This window comes from Streptomyces sp. NPDC049813, assembly GCF_044465085.1.
Taxonomy (GTDB): domain Bacteria; phylum Actinomycetota; class Actinomycetes; order Streptomycetales; family Streptomycetaceae; genus Streptomyces.
In genome coordinates this window covers 144152-160809 of sequence record NZ_JBITLI010000017.1, presented here as the reverse complement: position 1 = coordinate 160809, position 16658 = coordinate 144152, and the positions used below count along the sequence as shown (strand labels likewise).

Genomic DNA, 16658 nt, shown 5'->3' with positions numbered 1-16658 from the left:
GCCCGCAACGCCCCAGGGGCGCGGGGAACTGCGCGCCCGGCCCCCACTCACGCGCACCGCACGCGCAGCGGCTCGAACCCGACCACGGTCTCGACCTCATCGGCCCAGCGCACCGTCACCTCCTCACCAGCAACGACAACCTCGCTCACCGACTCGGCGAGCCCCGCACCGGACTCCCCACCAAGGGCAGCCAGCGCCACAAAGACCCCGTCCCCCTCAAGCCCGGCCGAGAGCCGCGGCACCCGCACCCACGCCTCGTACGCCGTCCCCTGCGGCGCCCGCACCGACTCCAGGCCGTCCCACCCGGACAGGCCCACCAGTTCGGAGCGGAGCGCGTCGGTGGCCCATCCGGTGAGCGTCACCCGGGTACCGTGCGGCGCCCCCGCCACCCGGTGGACGCGCAGCTCGTGACGGCCCCGCGCCACGGTCACGCTCTCCACCCGCAGCCCCGGCACCATCGGCGGCCCGGCGGCGAAGACCGGCCGGTGCCAGGACGCCGCCCAGCCCCAGCCGTCGCCCTGCCCGGCGCCCAGCGGATGGATGCGGCGCCGGACGCTCGCCGCGCCGCCGACCTCGACGCCGAGATGGTTGTCCGCGACGTTCGCCAGGGAGGTGGGCCCGGTGTGCGTGGAGTACGCAAGGCGGCCGTACAGCGCGTCGTCCTGCGCCGCGGACTCGCCCTCGTGCGGCCGGACATGGTCGCTGCCGTGATTGTGCAGCCGCACGATCCCGTCGGCCCCGGTCGACTGCACGAGCAGCCCCGGCGCCGGCAGCGCGAGCACCCGGTCGGGGCCCTCGCTCGGGGCCGCCTCCTCCGTCGCGGTCCACAGCGGGTCGTCGGCCGGGGCGAGCAGGGCGACGAAGCCCTTCGACGCCCAGTACGGGGACGCGGGCCCCGAGTACGGCTGGAGCGTGGCCGCGTGCGGACCGTGCCAGCCCAGGCTCAGCAGGCCGTCATCGGTGACACCGCCCCGGTCGAGGAAGTAGCGCAGGCTGCCGCTGATGAGGCGGCGCGAGGTTCCCGGCGTCAGCGGCGTGTGGCCGGTGACGGCGCCGACGCCGACCGCCGCGGCGGCCGCGAACCGGTAGGTGAGCGAGCGCCCGAAGTGGATCGGCGCACCGTCCCCGCCGAACAGGAGGGAGAAGGCCTCCAGGTGCTCGCGCAGCCGGGGGCCGAAGCGGGCCGCCAGCGCCGCGTCGCCGCGGAGGCGGGCGTGCAGCATCGGATACAGGTGCAGCGCCCAGCCGTTGTAGTGGTCGAAGGCCCGCCCGTCGCCGTCCGCGTACCAGCCGTCGCCCCGGTACCACGTCTCCATCAGGCCGAGCGCCCGCTCCACGGCGCGCGCCGTGGCCGCGTCGCCCCGGCCCACCGACTCCAGGAACGACGCCACCATGAAGGGGAAGAGGTACCAGTTGTTCGGCGCGGGCGTGTGGTCGACCGCGCCCCGCAGCCACGCCTCCGCCCGGTCCTGCACGTCGCCGTCGAGCCGGTCCCACAGCCAGGGTCGCGTCAGCATGAGGCCGAGCGCCACCGACGCCGACTCGACCATCGGCTGGCCCTGCACGTGGTGGTCGAGGATCAGCGGCCACGACTCGGCGTCGTCCGCGCCCGGCGTCCGGGTGCCCGCGGCGAGGCCGCTCGCGTACCGCTCCAGCCAGCCGTGCGGGTCCTTGCCGTCGGCGCCCGCGATCCGGAACCCGGCCGCCAGGAACGTCCGCGCGTACCCTTCGAGGCCGTCCGAGCGGACCCCGGACGCGGACGGGCGGCCCGGCAGGTCGAGGAGCGCGCCGCCGGGGGTGGCCCAGCGCCAGGCGGCCGTGAGCAGACCGTCGGCGACGGCCTCCCAGTGGGCGCGGGTGTAGCCGGTGTACGGGCTCAGCGCCCGGTCCTCGGCGGGAAGGTCGAAGGGGAGACTCGTACCACCAGTAACGGTCATGCCAGGAACGCCAGCCTTTCGCGTCGTACGGGGTGGGCGAAACCGTCGCCCGCGGCCCACCGGGCCAGCTCGCCGACGGCCGTGTCGGCGAGCCGCTGCCACTCGTTGCCCTGCGAACCGGCCAGGTGCGGAGTGATCAGCGCGTTCGGGCACTGCCACAGCGGGTGGTCGGCGGGGAGGACTTCGGGGTCGGTGACGTCCAGCACCGCCCGGATGCGGCCCGCCCGCACCACGTCGGTGAGCGCGTCCTGGTCGACGACGGCGCCGCGCGAGGTGTTGACGAGCGCGGCGCCGGGCCGCATGGAGGTGAGCAGCTCACGGCTGACAAGACCGCGCGTGGCGGGCAGCAGCGGCGTGTGGACGCTCACCAGGTCGCTGCGCGTGAACAGGTCGGGCAGCTCCACCCCCTCCACGCCGAGCTCGGCCGCCTCTGCCGGGGTGACGTACGGGTCGTGCAGCAGGACCTCGAAGTCGAACGGGCGCAGCAGCTCGATGACTCTGCGGCCGATCAGGGACGCCGACAACAGGCCCACCGTGCGACGGTAGTTGCCCACGTCGTGCGAGGTGAGCAGCCAGGCGTCGCGGGCCCGGTCCCGCCGGAAGTCGCGGGCCCGCTCCAGGACGTGCTTGCCGTGCAGCAGCAGCATCGCGAGGGTGTACTCGGCGACCGGCAGCGCGTTGGCCGCGGCCGCCGAGCTGACCTCGATGCCCCGCTCCCAGCAGGCGTCGGTGACGTGGCTGCGCACCGACCCTGCCGCGTGCACCACGGCCCGCAGGCGGGGCGCCGCGGCGAGGACGTCCGCGTCGAGCGGCGGGCACCCCCAGCCCGTGATCAGGACCTCGACGTCGGCGAGGAGCTCCTTGGCGCGCACGGTCGTCAGGTCGTCCAGGACAGGCAGGGGCGCCAGGTCGCAGACCTTCGTGAGCGCGGCCACGGACCGCGGCGCGAAGACGGCCGCCGCGGCCTGGGGGGACATGGCGAGCGCCACGCGGGGCAGGGTCACTTGACCGCCCCCGCCGTCAGGCCGGAGCGCCAGAACCGCTGGAGGAAGACGAACGCGAGGACGAGGGGGAGCACCGCGAGGAGCGAGCCCATGATCACCACCGGGTAGTACTCGGGAGAGACGGTCGCCTGGCTGTTCCACTGGAACAGGCCCAGGCTGACCGGGTACAGGTTCTGGTTGGACAGCATGACCATCGGCAGGAAGAAGTTGTTCCAGATCGTGGTCAGCTGGAAGAGGAAGACGGTGACGAGGCCGGGGCCGAGCATGCGCAGCGAGACCCGGACGTACGTCGTCAGCTCGCCCGCGCCGTCGACGCGCGCCGCCTCCAGGACCTCGTCGGGGACGTAGCCCTGCGCGAAGATCCGGCCCAGGTAGACCCCGAACGGGTTGAACAGGACCGGGACGAACACCGACCAGAAGGTGTTCACCACCCCGGTCGCGGACGCGATCAGATAGAGCGGCAGCGCCAGGACCGTCTGCGGCACCATCACCGCCGCCAGCACCAGGCCGAACAGCTTCTCCTTGTGCCGGAAGTGGTACTTGTCGAAGGCGTACCCGCAGGCGACGCTGATCATCGCGCCGAGCGCCGCGCCCAGCACCGCGTACAGCAGGCTGTTGCCGTACCAGCGGCTGTACAGGCCGCCGTCCATCGCGAACAGGTCCTTGACGTTCTGCACCAGGGAGAAGTCACCGAAGGACAGGATGCTGCTGCTGAAGAGACCGTCGCGGGACTTCGTCGCCGCGAGCACCAGCCACAGGGCCGGCAGCAGGGTATAGAGGACGGAGATCGCGACGACGACGTTGACGGTCGCCCGGCCGAGCAGCCGGGGCCGCAGCACAGTGGAGTCCGTGGCACTCATCGGGCGTTCTCCTCGGCCGGGTTGACGCGGTTGGTCCAGCGGGTCACGCCGTAGGAGACGGCGATGGTGATGATCAGCAGGATCACCGAGGCGGCGGCCGCCAGCGAGTAGTTGTTCCGGCTGAACGCCGCGTCGTAGATGTACATGCTGGGGGAGAAGCGGGCGCCGATCATCTGCGAGGACTGGTGCAGCAGCGCGGGTTCGGTGAACAGTTGCAGCGCCCAGATCAGCGTGAACATCGCGACCATCACGACGGAGGAGCGCACCAGCGGCGCCTTCACCTGGAGCGCGGTGCGCACCGGGCCCGCGCCGTCGACCACACAGGCCTCCAGGACCTCGCGGGGGACCGCCTGCAAGGCCGCGTAGAAGACGACCATGTTGTAGCCGAGGTTGCTCCACAGCGCGATGTTCACGATCGACGGGAGCGTGGTGTGCAGGCCGAGGAAGTCGACGGTGATGTCGGCCTTGCCGAGCACCTCGATGATCGGGCTGATGCCCGGCGTGTACAGGTAGAGCCAGATCAGAGCGCCGATGATGCCGGGCACGGCGTGCGGCAGGAACAGGCCCAGCTGGGCCCAGGAGCGCAGCCGCACCACGCCCGAGTCGAGCAGCAGCGCGAGCGCGAGCGAGCCGATGGTCATCAGCGGGATGTAGATGAGGCAGTACAGGGCGACCGTGCCGAGCCCGGACAGGAAGGACGGGTCCGTGAGCACGGAGGTGTACGAGCGCAGGCCGACGAAGACCCGGTGCTCGGGGCCGAACCCGAGGCCGGGCTGGTCGTCGCTGAAGAAGCTCAGCCACACCGCCCTGCCGACCGGGATGAGGAAGACGAGCGTGAGCAGGGCGAAGAACGGGGCCATCAGGACGCCCGCGGCGCCGCCCCTCCGGCGTCCGGCCGCACGCTGCGCCTTGCGCCGGGTCCCGTCCGCCGTCCGCGGGGGCGCGGCCGCCGCCGCGGGGGCCTGTGCCGTCGTGGTCATGGGAGTCACCTGCCTTTCGGGGTGCGGGCGTTCACGTGGTGTGCTGGGTGGTCGTGAGGCCGAGCGCCTTGAGGTCGGGCATCGTGCCGTCCTGGGCGGCGCGCATCGAGGACTCGAGCGTTCCCGAGCCCGCCGCCGCGCGGGCGAAGGCATCCTGCATGACCTGGCCGGTGGCGGTCATCCGCGGCCCCCAGACCCAGCCGTCGCCGATCTTCCGGGCCTCCTGCTCGAACAGCGAGTAGATGTCCTGCCCGCCGTAGTACGAGCGGTCGAACGCGGCCCGCCCCACCTCGATCAGCTCGGTCGCGGCCGGGTACTGGCTGCTGGCGCCGCTGGAGAGGCGGGCCTTGAGCGCGTCCGGGCTGGAGACCTGCCACTCGATGAACTCCATCGCCGCCTCGGGGTGTTTGCTGTCCCGGGTGATGGCGAAGGTGGAGCCGCCGTTCGTGCCGAGGGAGGGCCGTTCCGGGTCCCACTGGGGCTGCGGGGCGATGCGCCACTCGCCCTTCATCTCGGGGTGGGCGTTCATCTGCGCGCCCGCGTCCCAGGCCCCGCTGTGCCGGGTGAGGATCAGCCCGTTCGCGTTCTGCGCGTCGTTGGCGCGGCTGTTGGGCGAGTTGACGTAGACGAGGTCGTCGTCGATGAGCCGCTGCCAGTACCGGGCGACCCGCCGGGTGGGAGCGTCGGCGAGCGAGACGTTCCACGCCCCCTTCGACGTGTCGAACCACTGGGCGCCCGCCTGCCAGCACCACCCGGAGAACTGGCCCATGTCCGTGGAGAAGACGGTCACCCGCCGCTTGCCGCCGGTGCGGCGCACGGCCCGGGCCAGCTCCGCGTACGCGTCCCAGGTGGCGGGCGGCTCGAAGCCGTACCGGTCGAACAGGTCCTTGCGGTAGTGCAGCACCATCGGCTCGACGTCCAGCGGCACGCTGTAGGTGCGCTTCTCGAACGTCGTCAGGCCGAGGGCCTGCGGCAGCAGCTTGGCCCGGAGCCGGTCGCTGATCATGTCCGTGATGTCGCGGGCGACCCCGTCGATGGCGAAGCCGGGGACCTGCGGATACTCGAGCGTGGCGACGTCCGGGGCGTTGCCCGCCCGGGCCGCGTTGCTGAGCTTCAGGTATCCGCCGGCCGGACCGGAGGGGATCTGCTCGAAGACGACCTTGATGTGGTCGTGGCTCGCGTTGAACGCGTCCACCACTTCCTGGCTGCCGCGCAGCGCGGACCAGAACGTGATGGTCGTGGTGGCTCTGGTGCTCGTGGTACCGGACGTGCTGCTGCTCCCGGATGACGCGCTGTCGGTTCCGCTGCAGGCGCCGAGGGCGCCCGTCAGCGGCAGCGCGGTGATCGCGGCGAGCATGGATCGACGGCTCTGTCGACCAGGCATGGGCGCCTCCCGCGGCTCCTGCGTGTTCGAGTCACGGGAATACTGATCGGCTGAGCGGACCGGGTCAATAGATCGATCAGAGGAAAATCAAACGGTCAAACGCTCACTCGGTGGGGGTGGTGAGCCCGGCCACCGCGGCGCCGCCCGGCGCCTGCGTGGAGCCGCGGACCTTCAGCTCGGGCAGCAACTCCAGGCGCCGCACCGGGCTCGCCGTCCCGGCCGCCCGCTCGCCGAGCCGGCGCAGCAGCAGCTCGGCGGCGGCCCGGCCGACGTCCGCCTTCGGGGGCGACACGGCGGTCAGCGGCGTGCTGCCGAGCGCCGCCACCACATCGTCGTAGGCGACCGCCGAACAGTCCTCCGGGACGCGCACGCCGCTGTCCCGCAGCGACTGCACCAGCATCAACGCGTCCACGTCGCCGTGGAGCACCGCCGCCGTCGCGCCCACCTCCCGCAGCAGCGACGGCAGTTCGATGCCCTGCTCCGCGCTCTCCGCCTCCGGGTCGGGCGCGGCGCCGGGCGAGCTGAGCGCGAGCGCCCACGCGTCGACCCGCGGGTGGTCCGCCGCGATCTCGGTGAACGCCGCACGCAGGGCGCGCGCCGTCGGGCTGTCGTCGCGCGCGGCGAGCACGATGCGCCGGTGGCCGAGCCCGGTCAGGTGCTCGACGGCGAGGTGGATGCCGTACCAGTGGTCCGTACAGACGGTGTCCAGGGCGTGCAGCGCGCTGCCGCGCCGGGGCCTGCGCTCCATCACGACGGCGGGCACCGCCAGGCGCGCCAGCCACGCGTAGTCCGCCTCCTCCGTGGCGCGGCTGCGCCAGCGCGGCGCGATCAGCAGTCCGCGCGCGCCCTCCGCCAGTGCCCGCTCCACGATGGGCTGTTCGGCGCCCGGCGCGGTCGGCGCGATGTGCAGCGCGATCCGGACGCCCGCCTCCTCGAAGGCGGTGCGGGCCCCGTGCAGCGTCTCGTACAGGTAGGCGTGCCGCTCGGGCACGACGAGGGCGACCGGGCCGCCGTCCGCCGCGGGCGGCGCGACCGGCGGCGTGGCCCGCTCGGTCTCCGGCAGCACGGGGCGGGCCACCCCGTGCCCGCGGCGCAGCCTGCCCTCGCGGGCCAGCTCCTCCACGTCGCGGCGGACGGTCACCACCGAGACCGCCAGCTCCGCGGCGAGCTCGCTGACCCGGGTCGCGCCGCGCGACCGCACGACCGCGAGTATCCGCTGCCGCCGGAGATCGACCGGTTCGCGCATGCTGATGGCCCCCTCACACCCGCTGTTCGTTTGAGCGGTTCGTTGAACGGTTCGGGCGCAGCATAACCAGCGGGCGCGGGGCCGGGTCAGACTCCGGCGCCGTCCGGTCGCGGCGGGAGGCGGTCGAGGACGATGCCGAAGTACTGGTCGTAGGCGCGCAGCGCCGCGGCGTCCGTGGGCAGCTCGGTGCGGGTGCGCTCGGCGCCGGTCGTCGTGGTGAGCGTATGACCGCTGAGGGTGATCCGGCCGCCCTCGGTCAGCAGCGAACAGACCAGGGACCGCGTGAAGTGCGAGGCGGGCGAGGTCCGGTGGTACCAGGCGCCCGCCTCGAAGTCCCGCAGCGCGTCCGCGGTGGGCGCGGCCGGGCGGTCGGCGCGGCCGGGCGGGCGGTGCCGATGCGGGCCAGGTAGCCGTCGGTGCGGGGCGCGGTCCAGGTCAGCCATGGGGACGGTCTCACCGTTCCCGCGTGTCGGGGCCCGGCCGCACCGGCAGCCGCCGGACGCTGTTGCCGACGAAACCGGCGTGCGCCGCGAGCTCCTCCTCCGGCACGGCCAGGGCGAGCCGCGGGAACCGGGTGAACAGCCGCTCCAGGGCGACCGTCGCTTCGAGGCGGGCCAGCGGCGCCCCGAGACAGTAGTGCGCGCCGTGCCCGAGCGAGAGGTGCCGGACGCCCGCCGGGCGGCCGAGGTCGAAGCGGTCGGCGTCCGGGCCGTGGGCGGCCGGATCGCGACCCGCTGCCGAGTACCCGGCGAGCACGGGGGTGCCGCGCGGGATCACGGTGCCCTCCACCGTGAGGTCCCGGGTCGGGTAGCGGAACGGGAAGCAGCTGACCGGGCTGTCCCAGCGCAGCGTCTCCTCCACGACGTCCGCCCACGTAGCCCGCCCGGCCCGGACCAGGGCCAGCTGCTCGGGGTGCCCGCACAGTGCCCGCACCGCGTTCGTGATCAGGTTCAGCGTCGTCTCGTGCCCGGCGACGACGAAGAGGATCAGCGTGCCGATCAGCTCCTCCTGGCTCAGCCGGTCGCCGTCCTCCGCGCGCGCCGCGATCAGGGCACTGGTGAGGTCGTCGCCGGGCGCCGCGGCCCGCGCCGCCGCGACCCGGGCGAGCACCTCCACCATCTCCCGGTCGGCGGCGAGGGCCTCCTGCGGGGTCGTGCCGGTGGAGACGACCTGGCTCGACAGATGGTGCAGGCGGCCCCGGAACTCCTCGTCCACGCCGAACAGTTCGCAGATGGCCCGCATCGGCAGCGGCAGCGCGAAGCGGGACCGCAGCTCGACCACGCCGTCCACGGCCGCCTCCCGGGCGACGGCGTCGAGCAGTTCCTCGACGAGCGCCTCCACGCGCGGGCGCAGCGCCGCCACCCGCCGGGCCGTGAACGCCCGGCTCACCAGCGAGCGCAGCCGCCGGTGGTCGTCGCCGTCGGCCGTGGTCATGCCGCGCACCGTCGCGAAGGTGCGCAGCGGCCAGCCCGGCGGTATCCGGCCCTCGGCCAGCGCCGTGAAGTGCCGGGCGTCCTTGGCGACATCGGGGTGGGCGAGGAAGTCACGCAGCGCGTCATGACCGAGGACGAGCATCCCCGGCACGCCGCCCGGGAGCACGACCGGGGCGACCGCGCCGCGCTCCCGCAACCGGGCATCGCGCGCGTGCGGACAGCCGCCGGCGGGATCGAGGCGGTGGGCCCCGGCGGCGGAGGGGTCGGGGAGTGGGCCGGTGCCGCCGGGGGCGCCGGTGCGAGGGCCCTGCGTGTCGTCGGTGGGGGCGCCTGCGGGGTCCTGGGCGTCGGCGGAGGGCGGCATGACGGCTCCTGACGGGTCGGGGACGAGCGCGGACAAGCGCGGACGAGCGCGGGGGAGTGCCCGGCCCAGCCCGGCCCGGCTCGGCCCGTCTACGTACCCCGGAACGCGACGACCCCCGGATCCTACGGCGCCTGCGACTCGAGGCCCAGGTCGTAGATCCGCTCCAACAGCCATTCCTCGTTGCCCGTCAGGCCCGCCCGGCGCAGCGCCTCGTCGGCCTCCGCGAGAGGCCCCGCGAGCACCGACGCGGTCGCGGGCGGTTCGGTGCCGGAGAGCGCGGCGCGCGCCGTGTGCAGCAGCCGCAGACAGGCCTGTGCCGCGGCCACCTCGTGCTGCTGCGTCCGCCGGCCGAACTGGTTGCCGTACTGGTTGCCGTTCATGTTCCCACTCTTGCGCACGGGTCTGACAATCCGTCTCCAATGGGGCGGGGCTAGCCTCGTGGGAGCCCCGGTGCCCCCGCCGGGGCGCGCACGGAAAGGAGGGGGCAGCCGGTGGTGTCGCTCGCAGTTCCCCTGTTCGATCCCGCGGCGGGCCAAGGGGCCCGCCAGCTGGCCGAGTTGGGGCTCGCGCTGGTCCTGTCCACCCTGATCGGCGCCGAGCGCGCCGTCCAGCAGAAGAGTGCGGGCCTGCGCACCCACACGCTCGTCGGCGTGGGCAGCGCCCTGTTCATGGAGGTCTCGCAGCACGGCTTCAACTCCGTGCTCGCCCTGGAGGGCGTGTCGTTCGACCCGTCCCGGGTCGCCGCGCAGGTCGTCTCCGGGATCGGGTTCATCGGCGGCGGGCTCATCTTCGTCCGCAGGGACGCCGTCCGCGGCCTCACCACGGCCGCGACCGTCTGGCTGACCTGCGCCATAGGGATGGCCTGCGGCGGCGGTCTGCCCCTGCTCGCCCTCGCCGCGACCGCCTGCCACTTCCTGGTCGTCCGGGGCTACCCGTACCTGACCCGGCGGGTTCCCGCCCTGGCCACCGAGCGGCGCTCGGGCCTGCACCTCGCCTACCGGGTCGGCAGCAGCGTCCTGACCCGCGTCCTGGAGGAGTGCACGAGCCGCGGCTTCCGCGTCGTGGAACTGCGCACCGACCGCGCCGACCGCTCCGGCTGGGACGAGGGGCCGGACCGCCCGGGCACGATGGCCGTCCGGATGGAGATCGAGGGCGCGGCCGCCGTGCCCGAGCTGGTCGCCGTCCTGGCCGAGCTCGACGGGGTGCTCGACGTGGCGTCGATGGGGTCGGCCGGGGACGAGTAGCCCCGGCCCGCCGGCCCCTTTCGCCGGCTGCCCCGGCTCAGCGGCGCGTCAGGCGCAGGCGCAGGTCCCGCGGCATCAGGGTCAGCCGTTCCGTGACGCGCAGTCGGTATCCGGGCTCCGCGTGCAGGTCGTAGCGGCGCAGCAGCAGCCCCAGCACCAACGTCGCCTCGTGCAGGGCGAACTGACGGCCGATACAGGCCCGCGCACCCGTGCCGAACGGCTTGAACACGTGCGCGGGCCGCCCCCGTACCGCCTGGGGCGTGAACCGCTCGGGGTCGAAGGCCTCCGGGTCCGGGCCCCACGCCGCCGGTTCCCGGTGCAGCATGGTGGTCAGGACCAGCGCCCAGGCGCCGCGCCGCATGGGGTGCCGCCCGCCCAGCGTCGTGTCGGCGACGGCCTCGCGGGCGAACGCCGGGGCCGTCGGCCACAGCCGCAGCGACTCGTCGAGGACCCGCCGCAGGTAACGCAATTTGGCGACCTGCTCGTAGGCCGGGACCGGCGCGTCGCCCCAGACCCGATCGACCTCCTCCTGCGCCTTCGCGAGCACCGCACGGTCCTGCGCCAGGTAGTGCAGCGCGAACGAGAGAGCGCCCGACGTCGTCTCGTGCCCGGCGACAAGGAACGTGATCACCTGACGCCGGATGTTCTCCGGCGTCAGCCGCTCGCCGGTCTCCGGGTGCGCCACGTCCAGCATCCGGTCGAGCAGGTCGCCGGGCCCGCCGCCCGCGGCGCGGCGCGCGGCGATCACCTCGTCGACCGTGCGGTTGAGGTACGCGCGGTCGGCGGCGTTGCGCCGCTCGGCGCCGCGCAGCAGGGACGAGAGCAGCGGCGGCACCACATTGCGCCGCTGGGCGAAGGAGAGGGCGCCCACCATCGCCGTCACGAACGGGTGCGGCCCCTGCGCGTCGAGGTCCCGCTCGAACGAGCCGAAGTCGTGCCCGAACCCGGTCCGCGCGATCGTCTCCAGCGTCAGCTTCGTCATGTCCCCGGGCACGTCCACGCTCCGCCCGGCGGCCTCGCTCGCGTCCCACGCGGCCATCAGCTGCCCCGCCACGTCCAGCATCAGCGGGTGGTAGCCCGCCATGGCGTCGCGGCTGAAGCCCGGGGCCAGGATGGTGTGCGCCAGCTGCCAGTTGGGCTCGTGGTTGTAGGCGGTGAACAGGCCGTCGCCGGCGACCGGCCGCAGGTTCGCGACGCCCAGCCCGACGTGCTTGGCGAAGCGCGACTCGTCCGCGAGCTCCGCGGCCAGCTGCGCGCCCGCCACGAAGACGATCTCCTTGCCGAACGCCTTGCGCCGGAAGATCGGCCCCAGCTCCGCCGCCATCCGCATGGAGTCCTGGAGGGGCGTGCGCACGTTCGCGCCGAGCACGTCACCGAGCAGCGGCACCCGGCGCGGCGGGTGCGGGATCCGCTCCAGCCGGGTCCAGCCCTGCTCGGCGCTGCGGAACCCCCGCGGCAGTACGCCGTCCGCCGTCTGCGTCACCTGCGCCATGGTGCCCATCTCCCCTTGCGCGACCCGCGGGTTGAGCCCGGCTCCCCACCTCGTCGCACTGTTGGACGTGGATTCAATAATGCGCCACAGTGTGGTCCGTTGTTGAATCGACGTCAAGTAAGCGCCTAGGCGTCCAGTAAGGTGCCCGCATGAGCGCACAGCAAGGGGGAGCGCGGGCCTCGGGGGAGCGGACCCGGCGCAGGCTGAGCACCGAGGAGCGGCGCGAACAACTGCTCTCCGTCGGGGCCCGGCTGTTCGCGCAGGACCCGTACGACGACGTCTGGATCGAACAGGTCGCCGAGATCGCCGGGGTCTCCCGCGGTCTGCTGTACCACTACTTCCCGACCAAGCGGGACTTCTTCGCCGCGGTCGTCCGCCGGGAGAGCGCCCGCATGCTGCGGCTGACCGCGGCCGTCCCCGGCCTGCCGGTGCGCGAGCAGCTCGGCACGGGTCTCGACACCTTCCTGGAGTACGTCGCCACGCACGCGCAGGGTTTCCGCGCCTTCCACCGCGCGGAGGCGGCGGGCGACCCGGTCGTGCGCGCCGTGTACCGGGAGGGGCTCGCCGCCCACGAGGAGCAGATCCGGGCCGCGCTCGCCGCCGACCCCCGGCTGGAGGGGCGCCTGCCCGCCCCGGCCGTGCTCCGGCTGGCCGTGCGCGGCTGGCTCGCCTTCCTCGTCGCCGTCTGCCTCGACTGGCTCGACGAGCCGCGGCTGACCCGCGCCGAGGTGCGGGATCTGTGTGCGCGGGCGCTGCTGGGGGCGCTGGAGGTCTGAGAAGCCTCGCCGTCCGGGGCGGGCGATTGCAAGGAAAACTTGCAAGGCTTCCTGTCTATCTCGTACGGTGGACGCATGTCAGGAACGCAGGGACCCGCGGCCGCGGAGCCGCCCACCGAGCGGATCGCCGCCGATCTCGCGACCGTCGTCGGCCGGCTCTCGCGCCGGCTGCGCACCGCGTCGCCGGACAGCCTCCTCACGCCGACCCAGCGCACGGTCCTGGCCCGGCTCGACACCGAGGGGCCCGCCACCACCGCGGCGCTGGCCCGCTCGGAGTACGTCCGGCCCCAGTCCATGCGGCTGACGATCGGCGCCCTGGAGGAGCAGGGTTTCGTGACGCGCTCGCCCGACCCGAACGACGGGCGCCAGTCCGTCATGTCGATCACCGACGAGGGCCGCGCCACGCTCGCCGCGGTCCGCGCGGCCAAGCACGGCTGGCTCACCCAGGCCCTCACCGACGAACTCGACGAGACCGAGCGCGGGGTGCTGGCCGAGGCGACGCTGCTCCTGGAGCGGCTGGTGCAGAAGTGAGCGGTGAGGCGAGCGAGACCGCCGCCGCACATATCCCCGCCGCCCGCGAACCCGTCCCTGGGCTCCCCGCGCCCCGCGCCGCCGACGACACCGCCGCCGCACGTAGCGCGGCCGAGCACCCCGCGGCCGGGACACCCGGGGCGTCTGCCGCACCCGACCGCACCCGCGGCCCCGCCGGGATCGCCGTCGGCCCCGAGCAGGGCCCGCCCGGGGCCCCGGCCGCACCCGAAGCCGCCCCCGGCTCCGCCGGATTCGCCGCCCGGCTCACCGCCCCGCTGCTGCTCGGCTCGCTCCTGAACCCGCTCAACACCACGATGATCTCCACCGCCCTGGTGGCCATCGGGCACGACTTCGGGATCGGCGCCGCCGACACGGCCTGGCTGATCTCCGTCCTCTACCTCGCCAGCGCCGTCGCCCAGCCCGTGCTCGGCAAGCTGGCCGACGCCCTCGGACCGCGCCGCGTCTTCCTCGCGGGACTGGTCGTCGTCTGCGCCTCGGGCGTCGTCGGCACCCTCGCCCCCGGGTTCGGCTGGCTCATCGTCTCCCGGCTGCTGCTCGGCATCGGCACCTCCGCGGCCTACCCCGCCGCGATGGCCGTCCTGCGCGACGAGGGGCGCCGGGTGGGACGCCGGCCACCGCGGCCTGTCATGGCGCGGCTCTCCTTCGCCGCGCTCGGCAGCGCCGCCGTCGGCCCCACCCTCGGCGGGCTGCTCGTCACCCTCGTCGGCTGGCGCGGCATCTTCGCGGTGAACGTGCCCGTCGCCGCCGTCGCGTTCGTCTGCACGCTCCTCTGGATCCCCGCCGATCTGCCGGGCTCCGCCAAGGGCGCTCCGGCGCCGCGGCTCGCCCTCGACCCCCTCGGCATCGGGCTGTTCTCCACCGCCCTGACCGTGCTGGTCTTCTTCCTCCTCGACCTGGCCCACCCCCAGTGGTGGCTGCTCGCCCCCTTCGCCGTCCTCACCGCGGGGCTGCTGGGCTGGCAACTGCGCTGCCGGACCCCGTTCATCGACGTACGGATGCTCGCCGGGAACGGCCCGCTGGCCCGCACCTACCTCCGCCACGGCCTGAGCTACCTGCTCATCTACTGCGTCATGTACGGCTACACCCAATGGCTGGAGGAGGGGCGCGGCTACTCGTCCGGGCACACCGGCCTGCTGATGCTCCCGATGTCCGTGGCCGCCCTGGTCTGCTCCCTGCTCGGCGCCCGCACGAAGGGCATCCGGGCCCCGCTCACCGTCGCCTGCGTCCTGCTGACCGCGGGCGCCTGCCTGCTCACCGTCGTCTCCGGACACACCCCGCTGGTGGTCCTGCTCCTCGCGGGCGCCTGCTTCGGCATCCCGCAGGGGCTCATCGGCACCAGCAACCAGGCCGCGGTCCAGGAGTACGCGCCCGCCGCCGACATCGGCGCCGCCGCCGGCCTCCAGCGCACGGCGCAGTACATCGGCGCCATCACCGCCTCCAGCCTGATCGCCCTCGCCTACGGACAGCGCGCCGACGACGGCGGCCTGCACCTGATGGCGGGCGCCTCCGCCGTCCTCGGCGTCCTGCTCGTGCTCGTCACCCTGACCGACCGCGCCCTGCACCGCGCCGGGCGGTAGCGGCCCTCGGCACACTCCGGTGCGGTAGTGTGACCGGGCCCAACAGCGCCACGAGGAACCGAGGAGGTGAGTCCGATCACCGCTGTGTCAGGTCGGGAGCTCCCTTCTCCTGCCGTACGGACCGTCCGCGCCCGCTGAGCGCGGTGGTGCCGGTCCGGCGCCCGGGAGCCCCTTCGGCTTCCCGAGAGGTCATACATCCGTCATGACAGTTCCCCCGCCACCGGCGTCCCCTGCGTCCCTTCCGCCGGCCCCGTCATCCCCGCCGTCGCCCTCCGCGCCCTCTTCGCCGTCCGGCCCCGCCGTCCCGCCGGAGGACGGGCCCGCGTGGGTCGTTCCGGCCCTGCGCCGGGCCGGCTGCGTCTTCGCCGAGGACGAGGCACGTGTCCTGCTCGCCAGCGCCCGCGACCCGGCCGAACTGACCACGGTGGTCGCGCGCCGCGCCGCCGGACTGCCGCTCGAACACGTCGTGGGCTGGGCCGAGTTCTGCGGACTGCGCGTCGCCGTCGACCCCGGCGTCTTCGTGCCGCGCCGCCGCACCGAGTTCCTGGCCCGGCAGGCCCGCGCGCTGACGCCGCCGGACGCGGTCGTCGTCGACCTGTGCTGCGGCAGCGGCGCCGTCGCCGCCGTCCTCGCGGAGCGGCGCCCGGCGCTGCTGCACGCGGCGGACCTGGACCCGGCCGCCGTGCGCTGCGCCCGGCGCACCCTCTCCCCGCTCGGCGGCGAGGTCCACGAAGGCGATCTGTACGACCCGCTCCCCGCCGCCCTCGCGGGCCGGGTCGACATCCTGGTCGCCAACGGCCCCTACGTCCCCACCGGTGACGTGCCGCTGCTGCCGCCCGAGGCCCGCGACCACGAGCGGCGCATGGCCCTGGACGGCGGCGCCGACGGCCTCGACGTGCTGCGCCGGGTGGCCGCCGGGGCGCCGCACTGGCTCGCGCCCGGCGGCCTGCTGTTCGTGGAGACCGGCGACCACCAGGCCGCCGCCGCGCAGGCGGCCGTCCGGGCGGCGGGCCTGCGGCCGCGGGTGGCGCGGGACGACGACCTCCACGCCACGGTGCTCATCGCCGCGCGCCCCTGAGTCCGGCCCCGAGCCGGGCCCTGCGCCGGACCCCGGAAGAGCCGGGCGGCTCACGCCTCGTAGGTCACCTTGACGTCCTTGAACCCCAGGGACGTCAGCAGCCCCCGCAGCATGTCGGTCGTGTTGCGCTCGGCGCGGCCGGTGAGGCCGCTGTCCTTCGCGGCCTCACCGATGTGCCGCGCGGCGAGCTTGCGGACGGCCCGCTCGTCGTTCGGGTTGTCCGAGAACAGGTCGCCGAGCCGGTCGAGCAGGCCCCGCTGCTTGGACACGGCGTAGGAGCGGTCGGTGTCGAGCGAGGGGCTGCCCAGCCGGGCGTGCGGCAGCCTCAGCGTGGCCGACGTCCGGGCGTCGTTGACCCGCACGTCCCCGGAGCCGACCTGCCCGAGGTCCACGTACGCGTCCACGGTGCCGGCCCCGATGTACAGGGTCCGGGTCCCGCGCACCGCGTCCGGCAGGTACTTGGTGTCCTTCTCCAGGTCCACCACGACCTGGAAGTTGCCGGACGCGGCCTGGTAACGGCTCAGGTCCCGCACCGACTTGAGCAGCGCGGGGCCCGACCGGTCCGTCGTCTCGGTGCCGAACACGTCGCCCAGCCGGTTCATCAGGCGCAACCCGGTGAAGACCAGCGCCAGCACCACGACCAGCACACCCACGAGCTTTGCCCACCGGGGCAGCGGTACAGCTCTCGACGTCATGTCGGAACCTCCTTGGTCCGTCCCTTGGAGGCCTAG

General features: G+C 74.2%; 16 protein-coding genes. 5 read left to right on the top strand and 11 right to left on the bottom strand.

Going from position 1 to position 16658, the window contains the following annotated elements; translation table 11 throughout:
- Nucleotides 1–47: 47 nt before the first annotated feature.
- From ACIBW6_RS29440 to ACIBW6_RS29400, 9 genes are all read right to left on the bottom strand, one after another.
- Nucleotides 48–1937 carry a DUF2264 domain-containing protein gene (locus ACIBW6_RS29440; protein ID WP_399064842.1) on the bottom strand — a complete coding sequence of 630 codons (1890 nt, stop codon included), beginning with the start codon at nt 1935–1937 and terminating at the stop codon, nt 48–50.
- Nucleotides 1934–2914: a hydroxyacid dehydrogenase gene (locus tag ACIBW6_RS29435; RefSeq protein ID WP_399064905.1), complete on the bottom strand. Its 981-nt coding sequence runs from the start codon at nt 2912–2914 to the stop codon at nt 1934–1936. The genes ACIBW6_RS29440 and ACIBW6_RS29435 overlap by 4 nt, the downstream gene beginning before the upstream one ends.
- Before the next feature lie 23 nt (nt 2915–2937).
- Nucleotides 2938–3801: a carbohydrate ABC transporter permease gene (locus ACIBW6_RS29430; protein WP_399064840.1), complete on the bottom strand. Its 864-nt coding sequence runs from the start codon at nt 3799–3801 to the stop codon at nt 2938–2940.
- The gene (locus ACIBW6_RS29425) at nt 3798–4781 is read right to left on the bottom strand and encodes a carbohydrate ABC transporter permease (RefSeq protein ID WP_399064838.1); all 984 of its coding nucleotides are present in this window, start codon (nt 4779–4781) and stop codon (nt 3798–3800) included. The genes ACIBW6_RS29430 and ACIBW6_RS29425 overlap by 4 nt, the downstream gene beginning before the upstream one ends.
- A 31-nt stretch (nt 4782–4812) precedes the next feature.
- Nucleotides 4813–6165: an ABC transporter substrate-binding protein gene (locus ACIBW6_RS29420; RefSeq protein WP_399064835.1), complete on the bottom strand. Its 1353-nt coding sequence runs from the start codon at nt 6163–6165 to the stop codon at nt 4813–4815.
- Between the two features lie 103 nt (nt 6166–6268).
- Nucleotides 6269–7411, bottom strand: a complete 1143-nt coding sequence (locus ACIBW6_RS29415) for a substrate-binding domain-containing protein (RefSeq protein WP_399064832.1) — start codon at nt 7409–7411, stop codon at nt 6269–6271.
- Between the two features lie 86 nt (nt 7412–7497).
- A complete protein-coding gene (locus ACIBW6_RS29410) occupies nt 7498–7854 on the bottom strand; it encodes an arylamine N-acetyltransferase (RefSeq protein ID WP_399064830.1) in 357 nt (118 codons plus the stop codon).
- Nucleotides 7855–7864: 10 nt separating this feature from the next.
- Complete coding sequence (locus tag ACIBW6_RS29405) at nt 7865–9208, bottom strand: cytochrome P450 (protein ID WP_399064828.1); 1344 nt, start codon at nt 9206–9208, stop codon at nt 7865–7867.
- 122 nt (nt 9209–9330) lie between these two features.
- Complete coding sequence (locus tag ACIBW6_RS29400) at nt 9331–9588, bottom strand: hypothetical protein (protein ID WP_399064826.1); 258 nt, start codon at nt 9586–9588, stop codon at nt 9331–9333.
- Between the two features lie 111 nt (nt 9589–9699).
- On the opposite strand from ACIBW6_RS29400, the gene ACIBW6_RS29395 reads away from it, so the two are divergent.
- Nucleotides 9700–10452, top strand: a complete 753-nt coding sequence (locus ACIBW6_RS29395; RefSeq protein WP_399064824.1) for an MgtC/SapB family protein — start codon at nt 9700–9702, stop codon at nt 10450–10452.
- A gap of 37 nt (nt 10453–10489) precedes the next feature.
- On the opposite strand, the gene ACIBW6_RS29390 is transcribed toward ACIBW6_RS29395, so the two are convergent.
- Nucleotides 10490–11944: a cytochrome P450 gene (locus ACIBW6_RS29390; protein WP_399064822.1), complete on the bottom strand. Its 1455-nt coding sequence runs from the start codon at nt 11942–11944 to the stop codon at nt 10490–10492.
- A 149-nt stretch (nt 11945–12093) separates the two neighbouring features.
- Between ACIBW6_RS29390 and ACIBW6_RS29385 the strand changes: the two genes are divergently transcribed.
- From ACIBW6_RS29385 to ACIBW6_RS29370, 4 genes are all read left to right on the top strand, one after another.
- Complete coding sequence (locus tag ACIBW6_RS29385) at nt 12094–12720, top strand: TetR/AcrR family transcriptional regulator (RefSeq protein WP_399064821.1); 627 nt, start codon at nt 12094–12096, stop codon at nt 12718–12720.
- Nucleotides 12721–12795: 75 nt separating this feature from the next.
- Entirely contained in the window at nt 12796–13251 is a 456-nt protein-coding gene (locus ACIBW6_RS29380; protein ID WP_399064819.1) for a MarR family winged helix-turn-helix transcriptional regulator, read from the top strand.
- 314 nt (nt 13252–13565) lie between these two features.
- Entirely contained in the window at nt 13566–14849 is a 1284-nt protein-coding gene (locus ACIBW6_RS29375; RefSeq protein ID WP_399064903.1) for an MFS transporter, read from the top strand.
- A gap of 202 nt (nt 14850–15051) precedes the next feature.
- A complete protein-coding gene (locus ACIBW6_RS29370) occupies nt 15052–15927 on the top strand; it encodes a putative protein N(5)-glutamine methyltransferase (RefSeq protein WP_399064817.1) in 876 nt (291 codons plus the stop codon).
- A gap of 50 nt (nt 15928–15977) precedes the next feature.
- Here the strand turns inward: ACIBW6_RS29370 and ACIBW6_RS29365 are convergent, their stop codons facing one another.
- Nucleotides 15978–16622 (bottom strand): DUF4230 domain-containing protein, encoded by a 645-nt coding sequence (locus ACIBW6_RS29365; protein ID WP_399064815.1) that lies wholly within the window; start codon nt 16620–16622, stop codon nt 15978–15980.
- Between the last annotated feature and the right edge of the window lie 36 nt (nt 16623–16658).